The 17566-nt window shown below is 69.8% G+C and carries 15 protein-coding genes; 11 read left to right on the top strand and 4 right to left on the bottom strand.

The annotated features are described in order from the left end of the window. Nucleotides 1-14: 14 nt before the first annotated feature. Nucleotides 15-3161: an adenosylcobalamin-dependent ribonucleoside-diphosphate reductase gene (locus tag BMZ83_RS05545; RefSeq protein WP_074876508.1), complete on the bottom strand. Its 3147-nt coding sequence runs from the start codon at nucleotides 3159-3161 to the stop codon at nucleotides 15-17. Nucleotides 3162-3604: 443 nt separating this feature from the next. Here BMZ83_RS05545 and truA point away from each other — a divergent pair, with 443 nt between their 5' ends. Next, the gene (gene truA / locus BMZ83_RS05540; RefSeq protein WP_074876506.1) at nucleotides 3605-4408 is read left to right on the top strand and encodes a tRNA pseudouridine(38-40) synthase TruA; all 804 of its coding nucleotides are present in this window, start codon (nucleotides 3605-3607) and stop codon (nucleotides 4406-4408) included. Between the two features lie 169 nt (nucleotides 4409-4577). Here truA and BMZ83_RS05535 read toward each other — a convergent pair whose 3' ends face one another. After that, the gene (locus BMZ83_RS05535) at nucleotides 4578-5897 is read right to left on the bottom strand and encodes a M20/M25/M40 family metallo-hydrolase (RefSeq protein ID WP_074876504.1); all 1320 of its coding nucleotides are present in this window, start codon (nucleotides 5895-5897) and stop codon (nucleotides 4578-4580) included. Between the two features lie 157 nt (nucleotides 5898-6054). Between BMZ83_RS05535 and pepF the strand changes: the two genes are divergently transcribed. From pepF to BMZ83_RS05495, 8 genes are all read left to right on the top strand, one after another. After that, on the top strand, nucleotides 6055-7854 hold the full coding sequence (pepF, locus tag BMZ83_RS05530) for an oligoendopeptidase F (RefSeq protein ID WP_074876502.1): 1800 nt from the start codon (nucleotides 6055-6057) through the stop codon (nucleotides 7852-7854). 102 nt (nucleotides 7855-7956) lie between these two features. Continuing rightward, a complete protein-coding gene (pan2, locus tag BMZ83_RS05525; protein WP_074876500.1) occupies nucleotides 7957-9183 on the top strand; it encodes a proteasome-activating nucleotidase Pan2 in 1227 nt (408 codons plus the stop codon). A gap of 6 nt (nucleotides 9184-9189) precedes the next feature. Beyond that, on the top strand, nucleotides 9190-9546 hold the full coding sequence (locus BMZ83_RS05520; RefSeq protein WP_074876498.1) for a hypothetical protein: 357 nt from the start codon (nucleotides 9190-9192) through the stop codon (nucleotides 9544-9546). A gap of 52 nt (nucleotides 9547-9598) precedes the next feature. Further along, nucleotides 9599-10054: a hypothetical protein gene (locus BMZ83_RS05515; protein WP_074876496.1), complete on the top strand. Its 456-nt coding sequence runs from the start codon at nucleotides 9599-9601 to the stop codon at nucleotides 10052-10054. A 46-nt stretch (nucleotides 10055-10100) separates the two neighbouring features. After that, nucleotides 10101-10538 (top strand): hypothetical protein, encoded by a 438-nt coding sequence (locus BMZ83_RS05510; protein ID WP_074876494.1) that lies wholly within the window; start codon nucleotides 10101-10103, stop codon nucleotides 10536-10538. A 39-nt stretch (nucleotides 10539-10577) separates the two neighbouring features. Continuing rightward, nucleotides 10578-11051 (top strand): pyruvoyl-dependent arginine decarboxylase, encoded by a 474-nt coding sequence (locus BMZ83_RS05505; protein WP_074876492.1) that lies wholly within the window; start codon nucleotides 10578-10580, stop codon nucleotides 11049-11051. A 71-nt stretch (nucleotides 11052-11122) separates the two neighbouring features. Further along, the gene (locus BMZ83_RS05500) at nucleotides 11123-13498 is read left to right on the top strand and encodes a DUF2298 domain-containing protein (RefSeq protein ID WP_074876489.1); all 2376 of its coding nucleotides are present in this window, start codon (nucleotides 11123-11125) and stop codon (nucleotides 13496-13498) included. A gap of 83 nt (nucleotides 13499-13581) precedes the next feature. Further along, entirely contained in the window at nucleotides 13582-13956 is a 375-nt protein-coding gene (locus BMZ83_RS05495) for a DUF5811 family protein (RefSeq protein WP_074876487.1), read from the top strand. A 190-nt stretch (nucleotides 13957-14146) separates the two neighbouring features. Here BMZ83_RS05495 and infB read toward each other — a convergent pair whose 3' ends face one another. Beyond that, complete coding sequence (gene infB, locus BMZ83_RS05490) at nucleotides 14147-15958, bottom strand: translation initiation factor IF-2 (protein WP_074876486.1); 1812 nt, start codon at nucleotides 15956-15958, stop codon at nucleotides 14147-14149. A 152-nt stretch (nucleotides 15959-16110) separates the two neighbouring features. Between infB and BMZ83_RS05485 the strand changes: the two genes are divergently transcribed. Both BMZ83_RS05485 and BMZ83_RS05480 read left to right on the top strand, forming a co-directional pair. Further along, complete coding sequence (locus BMZ83_RS05485; protein WP_049979297.1) at nucleotides 16111-16356, top strand: PRC-barrel domain-containing protein; 246 nt, start codon at nucleotides 16111-16113, stop codon at nucleotides 16354-16356. After that, nucleotides 16357-16815, top strand: coding sequence for an NOB1 family endonuclease (locus BMZ83_RS05480; RefSeq protein WP_074876484.1), 459 nt, complete (start codon nucleotides 16357-16359; stop codon nucleotides 16813-16815). Between the two features lie 3 nt (nucleotides 16816-16818). Here BMZ83_RS05480 and BMZ83_RS05475 read toward each other — a convergent pair whose 3' ends face one another. Further along, nucleotides 16819-17541: a CPBP family intramembrane glutamic endopeptidase gene (locus BMZ83_RS05475; protein ID WP_074876482.1), complete on the bottom strand. Its 723-nt coding sequence runs from the start codon at nucleotides 17539-17541 to the stop codon at nucleotides 16819-16821. Nucleotides 17542-17566: the final 25 nt, after the last annotated feature.

Here is a 17566-nt window from a genome sequence, read left to right as displayed (position 1 = left end):
GGAACTGCGCTAGCTCAGCACTCCGACCAGCCGCAGGACTCGCAGGTCTTGCAGCCCTCGGAGTAGTAGAGGCTCATCGAGCCACACTCCGGACACTCCGGGCTCTCGCCGGAGGCGATCAGGTCGCCCGTGGCGTCCTCCGACGCCGCCTCCTCGGCGTCGGGCTCGGCGTCGACGTCGATCGCCGTCGGCTCGGAGGGCGGCTCGGTCGTCGCCCCGCCGTCGGTGGAGGCGTCGGCCGCCTCGTCGTCGAGTTCGTCGATCGTCTGCTGCTGGGGGATCCCCTTGTCGATCTCGCCGTCGAGGTACCGGCGCATCGCCGTCCCGATGGCGTCCGGGATCGACTGGATCTGCTCGCCCTTGTCCCACGCCACCTTCGGGCTGCGGATGCCCTGCAGTTCGCTGGCGATCTCCTCGGGGTCGACGCCCGAGCGCAGCGAGGTGGAGATGGTCTTGGCGAGCGCCTCGGTGAAGGAAGCGGTGAAGCCGCCGGAGTTGCCGATGTTGGCGAACAGCTCGAACGGCTCGCCGGTGTTCGGGTCCTCGTTGATGTTGACGTAGAGCTTCCCGTAGCCGGTGTCGATGCGCTGGGTCACGCCGTGGAGCACGTCCGGACGCGGGCGCTTGCGGCCGAGGGGCGTGTCGTCGCCGTCGGCCTCCGCGAGCAGGCTCTCGACCTGCGTGTCGAGTGCGGCCTGCACGTCCTCGTTGTCGAGGAAGCCCTCGATGCCGCCGAAGACCTCGGTGATCTGCTCGACCAGCAGCTCCGCGGCCTCGTCCTCGTCGGCGAACTCGGTGTTGTCCGCGCGAGTGGTGAGCACCTGCTTCGAGCGAGTGCCGTCGCGGTAGTAGGTGACGCCCTTGCCGCCGTTGTCGTAGACGAACTCGAACGCCTCCTTGGCGTCCTCGAGGCTGGCGTCGTTGGGCGCGTTGACCGTCTTCGAGATGGCGGAGTCGACGCCCGCCTGCGCCGCACACTGGATCGAGGCGTGCTGCTTGGCGTCCAAGTCGCCGGTGACCACGAACAGTTCGCCCAGCGCGGTCGGGACCGTCTCCAGCCCCTCGACGCCGTCGAACTCGTTGTTGGCCATCTGCTCCTGGGCCTCCTCCTTGACCGCCTCGACGTCGAGGTCGTTGTCCTCCAGCGCACGGAGGAAGTAGTCGTCGAACTCGACGAGCATCTCGTCGCCCTGCACGTCGCCGGAGACGTTCTTGTAGTAGGCGACGTTGTAGATGGGCTCACAGCCACCCGTCGTGTTGCCGATCATCGACGTGGTGCCCGTCGGCGCGATGGTCGTCGTGTTGTGGTTGCGCAGCGGGTAGCCGTCTTCCCACTCCTGTGGGTCCTCGCCCGTGTGGTGCTCGAACCAGTCGGGGTAGGACGTCGGGTCGGCGTACTTCGAGTCGCCCCAGTCAGAGAAGACGCCGCGCTCCTCGGCGAGTTCGTGGCTGGCGTCCTTCGACCCGTGGTTGATGTGGGTCATCAGCTGGCGGGCGATCTCGTCGGCGTCGTCGGTGCCGTAGCGGACGCCCAGCTGGATGTAGAGCTGGGCCAGCCCCATGACGCCGAGGCCGATCTTGCGCATCTCCCGGACCTTCTGCTCGATCTCGTCGACCGGGAAGTCCGACATCGTGACCACGTTCTCGAGGAAGCGCGTGCCGTACGCGATGCGGTGGTCGAAGTCCTCCCAGTTCATCGCCTCGTCGAGGAACGCCGAGACGGCGTCCTCGTGGCTGTCGTACTCGTCGGCGTGCTCGTCGGCCCAGACGCGCCAGTCCGGCGCGTCCTGCGCGGCGAGCGTCGAGAGGTTGATGTGGCCGAGGTTACAGGCCTCGTACTCCTCCAGTGGCTGCTCCCCGCAGGGGTTCGTCGCGAGGATGCGGTGGTCCGGGTGCTCCTCCACGTCGAAGGAGTGGCGCTTGTTCACGCGCTCGAGGTAGATGACGCCCGGTTCGCCGTTCTCGTGGGCGCCCTCGATGAGCTGCTCCCAGAGCAGCTCCGCGGGCACGGAGAGCTCCTCGCCGACCTCGACGTGCTCGCCGAGTCCGAACATGTCGTAGAGCTCCTTCGTCTCCGGCGTGGCGATGTGGGGCTCCTCCGTCCGGGGGTTGGTGAAGGTGAACTCCTCGTCGTTCTTGAGCGCCTCCATGAAGTCGTCGGTGACGCCGACGGAGATGTTGAAGTTCGAGAGGTGGCCCTCGACGGCGTTCCGGAGGTGCTCGGGGACGCGACCCTCGTCGTCGATGAGTTCGCGGGCCTCCTCCAGCGCGTCCGCGAAGGAGTTGTGCGTGAAGTCGTCGGGGTCGTTGAGCCGCAGCGTGTTCGCGAGGCTCACGTCCTTGTTCTTGGCGTGGATGAACTGGATCACGTCCGGGTGCGAGACGCGCATGACGCCCATCTGGGCACCGCGGCGTGCGCCGCCCTGCGCGATGGTCTCGCACATCTGGTCGAACGTCCGCATGAACGTGATGGGCCCGGAGGCGATGCCGCCGGTCGAGCCCACGGAGTCGCCGTAGGGTCGGAGCTTCCAGAACGCGTAGCCCATGCCGCCGCCGGACTGGAACACTTCGGCGGCCTCCTTGGCCGTCTGGTGGATGTCGGTGATGTCATCGGCGGGCGAGTCGACGAAACAGGCAGAGAGCTGCTGGAGTTCGTCGCCGGCGTTCATCAGCGTCGGCGAGTTCGGCATGAAGGAGAGATCCGTCATCAGCGTCTCGAACTCCTGACGCGTCTCGCGGACGGCGTCGGCGAGCTCCGCGTCGAGTTCGGGGACGACGGTGTCGTAGGCGAACTTGTTGACGTTGTGTTCGGTGAGGACGGTCTCGGTGTCGGCGTCGGCGTCGAACCCCTTGCCGAACACTTCCGCGGCGAGTTCGTCGCGGCGCGGGTGGTCGGGCTTGAGCTGGTCGGGCGTGACCGTCACCTCGACGTCGCGCTTCTCGGCCTCGTAGACGGCCTCGGCCAGCGCGATGTTCTTGGCGACGCGGGCGAACAGCTCCTCCTGGTCCTCGGTGACCTCGCCGTCGGCGTTCTTCCGGAGGTAGCGGGCCGGCAGGATGTTCTCGTAGGCGTTGTCGGTGAGTCGGTCCTCGAGCGTCTCCCCGTCGGTGCGCTTGATCGGCAGGGTTAGCTCGTCGGCGCCGAGATCGGGCGTGCTCACTGCGCGCTCACCTCGAACGCGGCGCCCTGTGGCCGAACTCGACTCTCGTTGGTGGGGTGTAGATCGGACATCTGTGACGGAGAAGTTCTATCTAGTGGGGCCGCATTAACGGTTTGGATCCCGGTCGGCTTGGAGTAGTACAAGCCAGTTTGTTCTCTGTGGGTGCTGTTGCTGGGCATAGTGTGAGGCGTGTGGCCGCCGTCGCGGCACTCGTGTGGGATTACGAGAGGGGCGGATATAACGTTGGTCGAACCGGAGTGAAAGTGATTCAGCGCCGACTCGATCGCGGGGCATCGGGGGTGTTTCGACTCGAACAGGAGGGGTGTTCGCCCGGGATTCGGCCCCCTCCAGCCGGGGCGGTCGGCACCGTTTTGATCCGTGGTCAGAAAACCCGGGACGTGAACGTCGACGGACGACCCCCAGTTACGACGAGCAGTCGGTAGATGCGCGCGTTCAGACTGGCCTACGACGGCCGAGCGTTCTACGGGTTCCAGCGCCAGCCGGACGTCCCCACCGTCGAGGGGGCGCTGCTCGAGACGCTCGAGGCCGGCGGCGTCGTCGACGACGGCGAGACACCGCCGGGGTACGCCGCCGCGGGGCGGACCGACGCCGGCGTCTCCGCGGTGGCCCAGACGGTCGCGTTCGGGGCGCCCGACTGGTGCACCCCGGCCGCGCTCAACGGTCGGCTGCCGGGGTCGATCCGGGCGTGGGCGGCCGCCGCCGTGCCCGACGAGTTCCACGCGACGCACTCGGCCAGCCGCCGCACCTACACCTACCACCTCCACGCCCCTGACGCCGACGACGCCGCGGCGAGCGAGGCCGCGAACAGACTCGCCGGCGAGCACGACTTCCACAACCTCACCAGCGACGAGCGGGGGACCGTCCGCAACGTGACCCTCCGGGTCAAGCGCGACGGGGAGTTCCTCGTCGTCACCGTCTCGGCGGGCGGGTTCCCCCGCGAGTTCGTCCGCCGACTGGTCGGCGTCCTCACCGAGGTCGCCGTCGACGGCCAGTCGCTCGCGCGGGTCGACGAGGTGCTGAGCGACGAGTCACTCCAGGGCGGGACGGGCGTGCCGCGGATGCCGCCCGAGCCGCTGGTGTTGACGGGCGTGACCTACCCCGACGTGGAGTTCTCCGTCGACGAGGAGGCCGTCGAGAGCGCCCACGGCGTGTTCGGTCAGCGGCGCGTGAGCGCGCTGGAGCGCGTTCGCGTCGCGGAGACGGTCCTTTCAGGCCTCGGGGAGTGAGTCGCGATCTCGGCAGTTCACGGGGTCCGCTCCGCGACGACGGCACGGAGGCCGTCGCCGGTCGCTCCCCGTGACTGGCTTCGCGCGCCGTGGTTGGTTACACAACCACGGCATTACGCTCCGCAGCCGCGCGACGGAGCGCGCGGCAGGTCGCAAGCCGTGGTTGGTTCTACTCCCACCCTTCGGGCCACAACGACGCCGCCTTCATCCCCGTCTCGAACTCCAGTTCCCGGAACGCCTCGGCCAGCTCCTCCTCCTCCAGTCGGTCCGCGTCCATCGACGCCAGTTCATCGACCAGCAGCGCGGTCAGGACGCCGTGTTCCCGGAGGTTCCGCTCGTCGACCTTGTCCCGGGTGTCGGCGTGGGTGTGCCCCCAGCCGCGCCCCCGCTCGCCGCTGTCGCTGTGGAGTTGGACCGAGGGCACGCCCGCGCGGACGAACGGCCACTGGTCGCTGAAGGGGTGGGGATCCGACTCCACCTCGATGGGGTGGTTCGCGCGCTCGCTCACGCGCTCGACCGCCGCGGCCGTCGACTCGGAGGTGTGCGTCAGCGCGATCAGGTCCCGGAACCGGCCGCCGCCGTCGACGTTCACCACCGCGGCCACGTCGTCGAAGTCGACCGACTCGGCGAGGTGTTCGGCGCCGAGCAGGCCCACCTCCTCGCAGCCGACGGCGACGACGCGCACGCCGCGGTCGAGGTCGGCCTCGGCCTCGCCCAGCACGCGGGCGGCGGTGAGCACCGTGGCGACCCCGCAGCCGTTGTCCAGCGCGCCCTCCGCGATGTCGTGGCCGTCGTAGTGCGCGAGCAGGAGCAGTTCCTCCTCGGTCTCGGGGCCGAGTCGGCCCTGGACGTTCTGACTCCGACCCGCCGTCGTCTCGGCCTCGACGGTCAGCCGCACGCGGGTGTCGTCCGCCGCGAACTCGGTGAGCCACGCGCCGGTCTCCTTGCTCACGCCCACCGCGGGCGCCTCGGCCTCGCGGCCGAACGTGAGCGATCCCGTCGGCGGCAGTTGGCCGGGGACGTGGTTGACGAAGACGAACGCCGCGGCGCCCTGGCCGACCGCGTAGCCGAACTTCTCCATCCGGTGGATGAACCGCCCGCCCTCCGGCGTCGTCGTCGAGGCGACGACGATCTTCCCCTCGACGTCGAGTTCGTCGATCTCCTCGGGCGTGCCGTAGCCGGCGTCGACGAGTTCGCCCTCCACCTCGCCGGCCGGTGAGTACGGAAGCGCGACCGTCTCGAACTCCCGCTCGACCGGCGATCGGACGCGGAGCGAGGAGTCCCCGCGGTGCCAGGCCTGCATCTCGAAGGGGTCCTGCGCGACGTCCTCGACCCCGGCGTCGCGGAACGCGTCGGCGACGATCGCGGCGGCCCGCGCCTCCCCTTCGCTGCCGCCCATCCGGCTCCCGATGGCCGTCAGGTCGGTCAGGAACGCCCCCGGCGTCTCGTCGGTCCACGTGCGCCCGATCGCGGCGTCGAATCCGTCCATGTTCCGGCGTGTGTGAGGGCGGTCCAAAGGCGTTCCGGGGCGCCGATGGTTGCCGACGACGACGCCCCGAACGGTGCCGGCAAATACGGCCGTCTCCTGCGGTCTCGCGGGTGTGAGTGCGAAGACTTACCACCGAATCCGACACTACGCCATCACGATGAGCACTGTCCCCGAGCGCGAGGATATCGACGAGGAGTACAAGTGGGATCTGGCATCCATCTTCCCCGACGAGGAGACGTGGCAGGAGGCCTACGACGACGTGGAGGAGCGCGTCGACGACCTGCGCGACTACGAGGGCCGCGCGACCGAGAGCGCCGAGACGCTCGTCGAACTCCTCGAGCAGTACGAGACCGTGATGCGCGACGTGGCGAAAGTCGCGGCCTACGCCCGCCTGCGGTCGGCTGAGGACACCCGGAACCAGGAGTACCAAGCGATCTCGGCCAAGGCTGAGTCGCTGCAGTCCGAGGCCTCCAGCGCGACCAGTTACCTCGAGCCCGAGCTCCAGGAACTCGACTGGGAGGAGGTCGAGGCGCTGATGGCTGAGGAGCCCGAACTCGAGGAGTACGAGCACTTCTTCGACGACGCGCTGCGGATGAAGCCCCACACGCGCTCGGCGGAGGTCGAGGAGCTGCTAGCCGACCTCTCGGAGATCACCAACGCGCCCTCCGACATCTACGGGATGCTCTCGAACGCCGACCTCACGTTCCCCACCGTCGAGAAGCCCGACGGCGAGGAGGTCGAGATCACCCAGAGCAACTTCACGAAGCTCCAGAAACACGAGAACCGTGAGTTCCGCCGCGAGACCTACGAGCAGTACTACGAGACCTGGGACGACTACCGCAACAGCGTCGGCACCTCGCTGCAGAACTCCGTGAAGAAAGACGTGAAGCTGGCGGAGGCGCGCAACTACGACACCGCCCGCGAGGCCGCCCTCGACGACACCAACGTCCCGACCGCGGTGTACGACAACCTGGTCGACACCGTCCACGACAACCTCGACTCCCTCCAGCGCCACGCCGACCTCAAGCGGCAGGCGCTGGGCGTCGACGAACTCGGGATGCACGACGTCTACATGTCCCTGACAGGCGAGGAGGGCCCCGACGTGACCTACGAGCAGGCCAAGGAGTGGGTCGTCGAGGCCGTCGCGCCGCTGGGCGAGGAGTACCAGGCCCGGATGGAGCAGGGCCTGGAGAGCCGTTGGGTCGACGTGTACGAGAACCGCGGGAAGCGCTCGGGCGCGTTCTCCTCGGGGACGTACGACACCCAGCCGTTCATCCTGATGAACTACCAGGACGACGTGAGTTCGATGTACACGCTGGCCCACGAGCTCGGCCACTCGATGCACTCCGAACTCGCGGCCGAGGAACAGCCCTGGCAGTACTCCAGCTACGAGATCTTCGTCGCCGAGGTCGCGAGCACGGTCAACGAGACCCTCCTGACCCACTACCTGCTGGAGAACGTCGACGACGACGAGATCCGGGCCCACGCGCTCGACCAGTACCTCGAACGGTTCCGCTCGACGCTGTTCCGCCAGACGATGTTCGCTGACTTCGAGCAGCGCGTCCACGAGCGCGCCGAGAACGGCCAGCCGCTCACCCCCGACGCGTTCGACGAGGTGTACGGCGGCCTGAAGGAGGAGTTCTACGCCAACGCCGACGTGGACGACCTGATCGCCAAGGAGTGGATGCGCATCCCCCACTTCTACTACAACTTCTACGTCTACCAGTACTCCACGGGCATCTCGGCGGCGGTCGCCATCGTCGAGAAGATCCGCGAGGAGGGCGAGTCCGCGGCCGCCGACTACCGCGCCGCCCTCGAAGCCGGCGGCAGCGAGTACCCCATGGACGTGCTCGAGATCGCGGGCATCGACATGACCAGCCCCGAGCCGATCGAGTCCGCGCTCTCGGTGTACGACGATCGGCTGGACGACGCCGCGGCGCTGCTGGACCTGGAGTAACGCGCCGAACTCGGGTCGCCGTCCCCGGGCGCTCGAACGCGTCCGTGGGGATTCCCCGACCCAAAGGCACATTTACGCCTACCCCTAAACCCGTACAGAGAGATGTCACGCAGTCCTTCCCTTCCCGACCGTCCCCGACTCGACCTGGATCCCGAGATGTCCCAGGCCGAGCGACTGGAGGCGATCCGGGAACACTTCGAGCGGCTCGTTCAGGTCAACGAGGAGCTGGACGAGCGCCTCCGGGACGCCGAGGGGCGTAAGGAGGAGCTCAGCGACGAGGTCGACCAGCTCAAACGACGCAACGAGACGCTGAAGACGTCCTCGCTCTACCTGGCGACCGTCGAGGAGCTCACCGAGGACGGCGTCGTGATCAAGCAGCACGGCAACAACCAGGAGGTCCTCACCGAACTGTCCCCCGCCCTCGAAGGGGAGGTCGAGGCGGGCGATCGCGTCGCTATCAACGACTCCTTCTCGGTTCAGCAGCTGCTCGACGACGAGACCGACGCCCGGGCGCAGGCGATGGAGGTCGAGGCGTCGCCGGACGTGACCTACGCCGACATCGGCGGCATCGACGACCAGATCCGCGAGGTGCGCGAGGCCGTCGAGGACCCGCTGATCAACGCCGAGACGTTCCGCGAGGTCGGCGTCGAACCCCCGAGCGGCGTGCTGCTCCACGGCCCGCCCGGCACCGGGAAGACGATGCTCGCGAAGGCCGTCGCCAACGAGACCGACGCGACGTTCATCAAGATGGCCGGCTCCGAACTCGTCCGGAAGTTCATCGGCGAGGGCGCCCGGCTCGTCCGCGATCTGTTCGAACTGGCCAACGAGCGCGAGCCCGCCGTCATCTTCATCGACGAGATCGACGCCGTCGCGACCACGCGGACGGACTCGAAGACCTCCGGCGACGCCGAGGTCCAGCGGACGATGATGCAGCTGCTCTCGGAGATGGACGGCTTCGACGACCGCGGCGAGGTGCGCATCATGGCCGCCACCAACCGCTTCGACATGCTCGACGAGGCGATTCTCCGACCGGGCCGCTTCGACCGCCTCATCGAGGTGCCCAAGCCCGACGTGGAGGGCCGCCGCCGGATCCTCGAGATCCACGCCGCCGAACTCAACCTCGGCCACGACGTTGACTTCGACGACCTCGCCGAGGAGCTGGAGGGGTACTCCGGCGCCGACATCGCCGCGCTCACGACCGAGGCCGGCATGTTCGCGATCCGCGACGAGCGCGAGGAGGTCCGGATGGACGACTTCCGGGACGCCCACGAGAAGATCGAACAGGCCTCCGGCGAGGGGCCGACGACCGGTCCCGTCGCGTTCCAGTAGCGGCGGATGAGCCGGTCGGGCCCGGACGACGGCGGGATGCCGATCACGGGCAGTCGGCCGGCCCGCGGGCTGGCGGCCGCAGCGCTGCTCGCCTTTCTCGGCGTCCTCGGCTTCTACCTCGACCAGCCGGGCTACACGCATACGCGGCTGGCGCTGTTTCTCGCGCTCGGCGGCGCGGCCACGCTCGGCACCGCCGGCGCCGTGCTCGGGCGGGCCGCGATCGCGGCCGTCGGCGCGCTGCTACTCGCGCTGCTCGGCGTCTGGCAGGCGGCGCTCTGGATCTTCGTGCTCCCGGTGGCGGGCGTCCTTGCCGCCGCGAGCCTACTGATCGCGCTGGACGAGCGCACGGTCCAGGAGCGCTAGCGCGGTCGATCGCACCACAAAACGTTTCTCGGCGCCGACGCCAGCGTCGGGCATGGTCCCCGGAATCGTCCCCGACCTCCTGCTGGGGCTGCTGGCCCTGGCTGCGTTCGACGCCGTCGCCCTCCTCCCGGTACTGCTCTCCAGTGCGGTCCGACGGCTGGGCCGCCGGTGGCCGACCGGGTCGCTGGGCGCGAACTACCTCCTCGCCACGACGGCGTTCGCTACCACCCACCTGACGGCGATCATGGCCGCCGTCGCGCTCCACGGGGGGAGCCTCGAGCAGGACGTACTCCGGTGGGTCGCCGGCATCACGCTCGCGAACGCGCTGCTGTGGTGGCTCGCCGTTGCGGTCGTGCTCCCGATGCGCGGCGTCTGGGAGCCGAAAACCGAAGGCGAGTACGACGGCCGTATCGCGCTGACGGTCGGGCTCGTGGGCTACGCCGTCGCGACCGGCGTGGCGCTGCTGGTCATCGTCGTCGTCGCCATCGCGTTCTACGCCCCCTGGTAGCCTGCGCCGCCGGAAAGCACTTACAGGCTCCGGCACCGCCCTCCCCATGGACCCGATCGCCCTCCTGCTTCTCGGCGGCGTCTGGCTGTTCGACGTGGCCGCGCTCTCGCCGCTGCTACTGTTCGACGCGACGAAGCGGCTGCTCGCCGACCGACCCACGGGCAATCTCGTCGCGAACCACGTCCTCGCGGCGACGGGCTACGCCGTCGTCCACGTGCTCGTCGCGTTCGCCCCCGGAATCGCGACCGGCAACGTCGGCTTCGGGTGGCTGGCGGCCGCGACGCTCGGCCTGCTCGGCAGTTCGTGGATCGCCCTCGCCGTCGTCGTGCCGCTGCTCGGCTGGTGGGATCCCGGGGAACGGGACGGCTGGGACGGTCGGCTCGCGCTCGGGGCGGTCGCCGTCGGCTACGTCGGCTTCGTCGCCGCGGCCGTGGTGTTCGCGGCGCTCGGGCTGCTTGCAGTGTTCGCGCGCTACCCCGGCTGACTCCGTAGCCCCTTTCTCGGCGCGGCACCGATCTCTCCCGTGAGCAGCACCATCCACGTCGTGGGCGGCGCCGGCACGGCGCCCACCGAGAAGGCCGCCTACGACGCCGCCCTCGCCGACGCGAACCTCCACAACTACAACCTCGTCCCCGTCTCCTCGGTCGTCCCCGCCGACGCCGAGGTGGTCCGGGTCGAGGAAGCGCCCGACCTCGGCCCCGCGGGCAACCGCCTCAACGTCGTGCAGGCGGAAGCCAGCACGGTCGGCCCCGAAACCGTCGCCGCCGGGATCGGCTGGGCGACCGGGCCCGGGGCGGGGCTGTTCTACGAGGCCGACGCCGAGTCCGAGTCCGACGTCCGCGACCGACTCGAAACCGGCCTCGACGCCGGCCGAGCGCTCCGGGACTGGACGTTCGACCACGAGGAGACGCTGATCGAGCGCGCCGAGGCCGCGCCCGGCGAGCACACCTGCGTCGTCGTGCTGGCGACCTACGGCGAGAGCGAGCCGATCTGCTGAGCCGTTTTCGACCCCGGAGCGCCCCTCCGCGTCCCAGAAAGGTGAAAACGGTTGGCCCGTAGGGCTAAGCCATGGAGTGGACCCCCGTATTCGCGTACCTCCTCGTGGCCGCGGCGTTCACCGCGCTCGGCGCGCCGATCGCCGCGGCGCTGTTCCGGCATCTCCCCCGGAACGGCGCCGCCTTCGCCCTCCCGACCGCGCTGGTGCCCTTCGCGATCGCCGTCTTCTGGATCGGCCAACTCACGTTCGGCGTCCACACGCTGCTGCTCGGGGTCGGGATCATCCTCGCCGGCGCCGCCGTCGCGTACCGGAACGGCGCTCGCCCCGACTGGCAGTCGGTAGCGGCGATGTACGGCGTGTTCGTCGTCGGCTTCCTGATCATGCTCGCGTTCCGCGCGGCCGACCCGGCGATCACGCCCCAGGCCGGCGAGCAGTTCCTCCACTTCGCGCTGGTCAACACGCTCGAACGCGCCGAGAGCCTCCCGCCGGAGGACATGTGGTTCGCCGGGGAGCCGCTGCGGTACTACTACGGCACCCAACTCCAGGTCGCCAGCCTCGCGATGCTGACGGGGACGGCGATGCGCTACGGCTTCAACCTCGGCATCGCGACGTTCTACGGCATGCTGTTCGTCGTCGCCTACGGCGTCGGCAGCGCCGTGGTCGGGCGCCGGGGGTACTCCCCCCGGCTCGGCGGCGCCGCGGGCGCCTTCTTCGTCGCGCTCGGCGGCGCGGCGACGACGGCCGTCAGGCTCGCGACGCCGTACCTCCCCGAGTCGGTCCGCGGCGTCGTCGAGCGGGCCGCGTTCGGCTTCGTCGCCCAGCGCTTCGAGGGCGGCGATCTCGCGTCGACGGTCGAGAACCTCTCCCAGCCGCTCGACTGGGGCTGGTGGTACACTCGCTACGTGATCCCCGGGACGATCCAGGAGGTGCCGCTGTACTCCTTCGTCAAGGCCGACCTCCACGGCCACACGTTCGCGAACCCCTACGTGCTCTTCGCCGGCGCGCTGGCGCTGGCGTACTACGCGACCCCGGAAGCCGAGCGGAAGCGCCGCCTCGCGCTCGTCTTCGGCGGGCTCGGCGCCGTCGCCGGCCTGTTCGGCTTCATGAACACGTGGTCGCTCCCGACCGCCGCGGGGCTGGCGGCGCTGGCCGTCGGCGCCGCCGACGCCCACCCGGCGACGCTCCTGCCCGATTCACTCGCCGACCGCCTGCGACCCGCCTCGGCGCCCGAAAACCGCGGGGAGTGGCTCGCCCACGAACTCTGGCGGGTCGTGCTGGCGGCAGTCGCCGGCGGCGTGGTGCTGCTGATCGGGATCGCGATCGCCTCGCCGTTCCTGATCTTCGGCCACGTGCCGAGCAACGAGGGGGTCGGCTTCTTCCCGCCCCGGAGCCCGCTGCCCGCGTTCCTCGTCATGTACGGCGCCCTGATGACCGCCTTCGCCGCCCACGTCGCGACCCGCGGCTGGCCGGCGGTCGACGACCTCCCGGCGCCGTGGCTCGGCGTCGCCGGGCTGCTCGTCCTCGGCGCCTTCGGGGCGGCGCTGCTCGTCGAGAACCTCGCCGTGCTGGCGCTGCTGGGGACGCTGATCGTCGCCGGCTGGCTGCTCGTGCGGTCGGGGCGGGCGGGCTTCGGGACGGTACTGCTGGTCGCCGGGGCGGGGCTGCTGGCCGCGCTCGAACTGGCCCACGCGCGCCTCCCGCTGATCGACAACCCGCGCTGGAACACGTCGCTGAAGGTGGGCGTGCAGGCGTGGACGCTCGGCGCCGCCGGCGCGGCCGCCGCGTCGGTCGCCCTGCTCCACCGCCACGGCGGTCGACTGGCGTCGCAGGTCGAGGCGCTGGGCGCCGACGCGACGCCGTCGCCCGACACCGAGGCCGCGCTGACCTCGGCGCTCACCGTCGCGCTGGTCGTCGGCGTCGTCCTCACCACCGCGGTGTTCCCGGTGATGATGTTCGCCGCCGAGGTCGGCGGGCCCGTCGAGGGCGGGCACTACGACCCCTCGCTCGACGGGACGAAGGCGGTCCAGAACTTCCACGCCAACGAGTACGAGGCGCTGCAGTGGCTCGCGGACCGACAGGGCCGGCCGACGATCGTCGAGGTGCCGGGCGGCTCCTACGGCTGGACGAGCCCGGCGTCGACGTTCTCGGGGCTCCCGACCGTCGTCGGCTGGGACCACCAGGCCGAGTACCGGGGCATGGACGCCTACGAGCGCCGGGTGCGACACGTCGACACCATCTACGCCGGCGACTGGGACCGCGCCGCGGAGTTGCTCGCCCGCTACGACGTGACCTACGTCTACGTCGGGCCGAACGAGAAGGAGTTGTACGGCGACGCGATGCGGTCGTTCGACCGTGACGCGTTCTCGGTCGCGTTCCGGGAGGACGCGGTGACGATCTACGAGGTCGACCAGTCGGCGCTCCCGGACGACTCGGACGACGGATCCTGATCCCGTCGGCGACACGGTCGCCCGAATCGAGCGCGTTCCCCCGCCGGTGACTTTATCAGTGGATACCGCCAAGCAACGACGACATGAACGGGACTGATTACGCCGGGGCCCCGGGGATAATGGGGGGGTCGTCGAACAACGTCGAACTCTCGCCGGACGAGAAGCGAGGACTGCGTCGCGCCGTCGCGGGGATCGTCTCCCGCACCGAGTCCTACCTGCCCGAGGGGTACATCGTCGGTTCCGAACTCACCTACGGCTCGAACGGGCCGGAGGCGACCGTCGCGGTCCGCCCGCCGGCCGGGCACCCCGTGAGCGCGGGGTTCCAGCCCGACGCCGAGGACATCAAGGCGGGGCTCGACGACGCCGACCGCGACGAGGTGGCGAAGGGGCTCGCGGCCAGCGCCGCCGCACAGGTGATGCACGCGATGGGCGACGATCCGGTCCCGGTCGCTCGATAGCCGAGTAACGGTTTCTGCGGTTCTGCGTTCTCCGACCGGTAACCGACCAGCGACCGCTTCGGCGTCGGCGCCGTCGCTGTATCGACGACCGCGTAGAAGACAGCGGCCGGCGCTGGGTTTTACACAGCCGCGGCGTGGGCTCTGTCGCCGGGGCACGGAGGCCGTCGCGGGTCGCGAGCCGTGATCGGTGTCACTTCCCCCAGAACGGGTCCCGCTTCCGCATCTTCTCCAGGTACGCGTTCAGCGCCTCGCGCTCGTCGGCCGGGATCTCCTCTTTCAGCTCCTGCTCCAGGATCTTCGCGTGTTTCTCCGGCAGGTCGATCCAGAGTTCGTCGCCCTCCTCGATGTCCCGCCCCACCGTCGGCCCGTCGATGGCGACGCTGACCCGGCTGCCGGCGCGGGCCTCGTCCACGTCGTCGCCCTGTTCCTGCATCCCCGAGAGTTCGCCCACCCGGGTCGACTCGCCGTCCTCGAACTTCGCGACCCGGCGGTTGTTCTCGATCGTGCCGGCGAGGATCTCGACGCCGACGACCGCGGGGTTGTTCTGCCGGAACGTGTGGTCCTCCAGGATCCGGAAGCGGGCAGGGCGGTGGATCTTGTCCAGCACGGTCTCCTGCTGTTCGCGCTCGCGCTCCTCGACGAACGACTCGTAGTCCTCGACCAACTGGTAGATCACGTCGTCGTTGAACAGCTTCACGCCCTGCTGGTCGAGTTCCCGCTCGGCGTCGGGGAGCACGTCCACGTTGAAGCCGAGGATCACGCGGTGCTCGGCCTCGTTGGCGGTGCTCGCGACCGCCACGTCACGCGGCGCCACGTCGCCGACCTCCGCCCGCAGGATGGGGATCTCGGACTCCCGGAGCGCGTTGGCCATCGCCTCCAGGCTCCCCAACGTGTCGGCCTTGACGACGACGCCCTCGTCCTCGGTGTCGACCTCGATCTCGGAGAGCTCCGCCTCGACCTCCTCGATCACGTCCTCCAGCGGCCGCCCGCGGACCACGCGGACCGGCGCGCCGGCCATCGCGTCGTCGAGGTTCGGCGCCGCGAGCTTCACGCCCGAGGCGGCCTGCACGGCGTCGAGGCGCTCGAACTCCGCCTCCGTGCGGATCTCCGAGAGCGCCCGCGGGCGCAGGAGCGCGCGGACCTCCGTGACGATCGGGCCCTCGACGCCGCCGACGACGATGCGGTCGCCCTCCTCCACGGTGCCGTCGTAGAGCACCACGTCCAGCGTGGCACCGAACCCCTTCTCGTCCTTCACTTCGAGGACGGTCCCCTTCCCGGGACCCGCGAGGTCGACCTCCATCTCCTCCTTCATGTAGCGCTGGGAGAGCCCCATCAGCACCGCGAGCAGGTCGGGGATCCCCTCGCCGGTCATCGCCGAGACCGGGACGACGCCGATGTTGTTCTGGAAGTTCTGGACCCGCCAGTAGAGGTCCGCCGAGAACCCCCCGTCCGAGAGCTGGCCGATGATCTCGTAGAGGTTCTCGTCCAGCCGCTCCCGGGCGCGGTCGGTCTGGGCCTCGTAGGTCTCCTGGACCGGCGCCTTGGGGTTGGGGTTCCAGCCCGGCGTCGTGTCGATCTTGTTCGCGGCGACGACGAAGGGCGTCCCCGTGCGCTGGAGGATGTCCAGCGCCTCCTCGGTCTGGGGCTGGAACCCGTCGTTCACGTCGACGACGAGGACGGCGATGTCCGCGAGCGCGCCCCCGCGGGCCCGCAGCGTCGAGAACGAGTGGTGGCCGGGCGTGTCGATGAAGAGCAGGCCCGGGAGGTCGAAGTCGTCGGCCACCACGAGCTCGCCGGCCATCGACGACACGGTGTCCAGCGGGACGGCGGTGGCGCCGATGTGCTGCGTGATGGCGCCGGCCTCGCCCTCGCTGACGGCCGAGCCGCGGATCTTGTCGAGCAAACTCGTCTTCCCGTGGTCGACGTGGCCGAGCACGGCGACGATGGGTGTCCGGAGCGATCCGGGGTCGGCGCTGGCGTCGGCGTTGTTGGCGTCAGGCATCGAAAATCACCGAGAGAACGTCTCTTGGTTTCATCGAATCGCGGACGCCAGTTACCTGTTTCGACTCTCCACGGCGTGATCGGTCGTCGACCCCACCCGCCGCCGACGTCGGCCCCGTGGCGTTTATCACACTACGGCCTGTGTTGGGCCGTATGGCCGACATACTCGCCGAGAACCTCTCGGGGAAGGCAGTCATGGGCTCGGACGGCACCGAGCTCGGCATGCTGTACAACATCACGATGGACCTCAAGACCGGCGAACTCCACGACCTGCTGGTCTCGCCCAACGAGGACACCCCGCGTGGCAAGATCAACTTCGAGCGCGACGAGGGCGGCCGGTTCCGGGTTCCCGTCTCCCGGGTGCAGGCCGTGAAGGACTACATCGTCATCCAGCGATAGATGCAGGTCCTCGACACGTCGGCGTTCATCCACGAGTACCACACCGACGAGGAGCAGGTCTCGATCCCGCTCGTCAAGGAGGAACTCGAGGGCGGGAACGAGTACCGCTTCGACGCGATGGAGGGCGCCGGGATGGAGCTCCACCTCCCGGCCGACGAGACCGTCGACCGCGTGCGCCGGGCCGCCGGCGAGACCGGCGACGCCGACGAGCTCTCCGACACCGACACGCGCCTGCTCGCGACCGCGTTCGAACTCGACGCGACGCTCGTGACCGACGACTACGCGATGCAGAACGTCGCCGAGAAGCTCGACGTCGACGTCCAGGTGATCGCCCGCGACGGGATCGAGGAGGAGCGCGACTGGAAGTTCCAGTGTGCGGGCTGTGGCCGCGAGTTCGACGACGACCGCGAGCGCTGCCCGATCTGTGGCAGCGACCTCTCGCGGAAGAACCCCGCCTGATTCTCAGCCGAACGTTACGTACTGGATCGCGTAGATGACCGCGTTGTAGCCGCCGTGGGCCACCATCGGCACGACCAGGTTCCCCGTCCGCTCGTACAGATACCCCAGTAGCGTCCCGAGCAGGAAGGAGAGCACCACGTACGCCAGCGCGCCGCTGCCGCCGCCGATGTAGTGCAGCGACCCGAACAGCGCGCTCGCGCCGACGATACCGGGCCACGGGCCCCAAGCCCGCTTCAGGAGCCCCTGGATCCCGCCGCGCACCAGTAGCTCCTCCGCGGGCCCGACCACGAACAGCGAGACGGGAACCATCAGGAGGAAGTACGCGGCCTCTCGCCCGGAGGGGTCGACCGCGGGGTTCTGGGAGGGCGACACGTCGAACTGCGAGAACGCCGTGATCAGCGCGATCTGGCCGAGGTAGAGCACGACGACGGCGCCCACCGCGATCGCCGCCTGCCGGCGGTCGGGCCGCCCCCACGAGAGCAGCTCCCGGTCGCCCGCGGCGGCGACGAACAGCCCGACCGGCGCCACCAGCCCCGCGAACTGCGCGACCGTGTTGGCGATCTCGTAGGCGGTCGTCCCCTCGGCGACGCCCAGCGCCGGCGCGGCGCCGGCCCACACCGAGACGCCGACGCTGCCGCCGACGATCGCCGCGACGAACAGCACCAGCGCCTGGAACGTCCGGAGGGCCTTCGACCCCATCGTCGAGGGCTGTGCGGGCTGGCTCATTACCGGAGCCAGCGGGTCGGGCGGC

Source organism: Halolamina pelagica (genome assembly GCF_900115675.1).
Lineage (GTDB): Archaea > Halobacteriota > Halobacteria > Halobacteriales > Haloferacaceae > Halolamina > Halolamina pelagica.
This window is presented reverse-complemented; position numbering and strand designations above follow the sequence as displayed.

Bases quoted from the DNA above. Each gene is read 5' to 3' on its own strand.
- truA (WP_074876506.1), top strand. From the start codon at position 3,605: ATGCGCGCGTTCAGACTGGCCTACGACGGCCGAGCGTTCTACGGGTTC.
- BMZ83_RS05535 (WP_074876504.1), bottom strand. From the start codon at position 5,897: ATGGACGGATTCGACGCCGCGATCGGGCGCACGTGGACCGACGAGACG.
- pepF (WP_074876502.1), top strand. From the start codon at position 6,055: ATGAGCACTGTCCCCGAGCGCGAGGATATCGACGAGGAGTACAAGTGG.
- pan2 (WP_074876500.1), top strand. From the start codon at position 7,957: ATGTCACGCAGTCCTTCCCTTCCCGACCGTCCCCGACTCGACCTGGAT.
- BMZ83_RS05520 (WP_074876498.1), top strand. From the start codon at position 9,190: ATGAGCCGGTCGGGCCCGGACGACGGCGGGATGCCGATCACGGGCAGT.
- BMZ83_RS05515 (WP_074876496.1), top strand. From the start codon at position 9,599: ATGGTCCCCGGAATCGTCCCCGACCTCCTGCTGGGGCTGCTGGCCCTG.
- BMZ83_RS05510 (WP_074876494.1), top strand. From the start codon at position 10,101: ATGGACCCGATCGCCCTCCTGCTTCTCGGCGGCGTCTGGCTGTTCGAC.
- BMZ83_RS05500 (WP_074876489.1), top strand. From the start codon at position 11,123: ATGGAGTGGACCCCCGTATTCGCGTACCTCCTCGTGGCCGCGGCGTTC.
- BMZ83_RS05495 (WP_074876487.1), top strand. From the start codon at position 13,582: ATGAACGGGACTGATTACGCCGGGGCCCCGGGGATAATGGGGGGGTCG.
- infB (WP_074876486.1), bottom strand. From the start codon at position 15,958: ATGCCTGACGCCAACAACGCCGACGCCAGCGCCGACCCCGGATCGCTC.
- BMZ83_RS05485 (WP_049979297.1), top strand. From the start codon at position 16,111: ATGGCCGACATACTCGCCGAGAACCTCTCGGGGAAGGCAGTCATGGGC.
- BMZ83_RS05480 (WP_074876484.1), top strand. From the start codon at position 16,357: ATGCAGGTCCTCGACACGTCGGCGTTCATCCACGAGTACCACACCGAC.
- BMZ83_RS05475 (WP_074876482.1), bottom strand. From the start codon at position 17,541: ATGAGCCAGCCCGCACAGCCCTCGACGATGGGGTCGAAGGCCCTCCGG.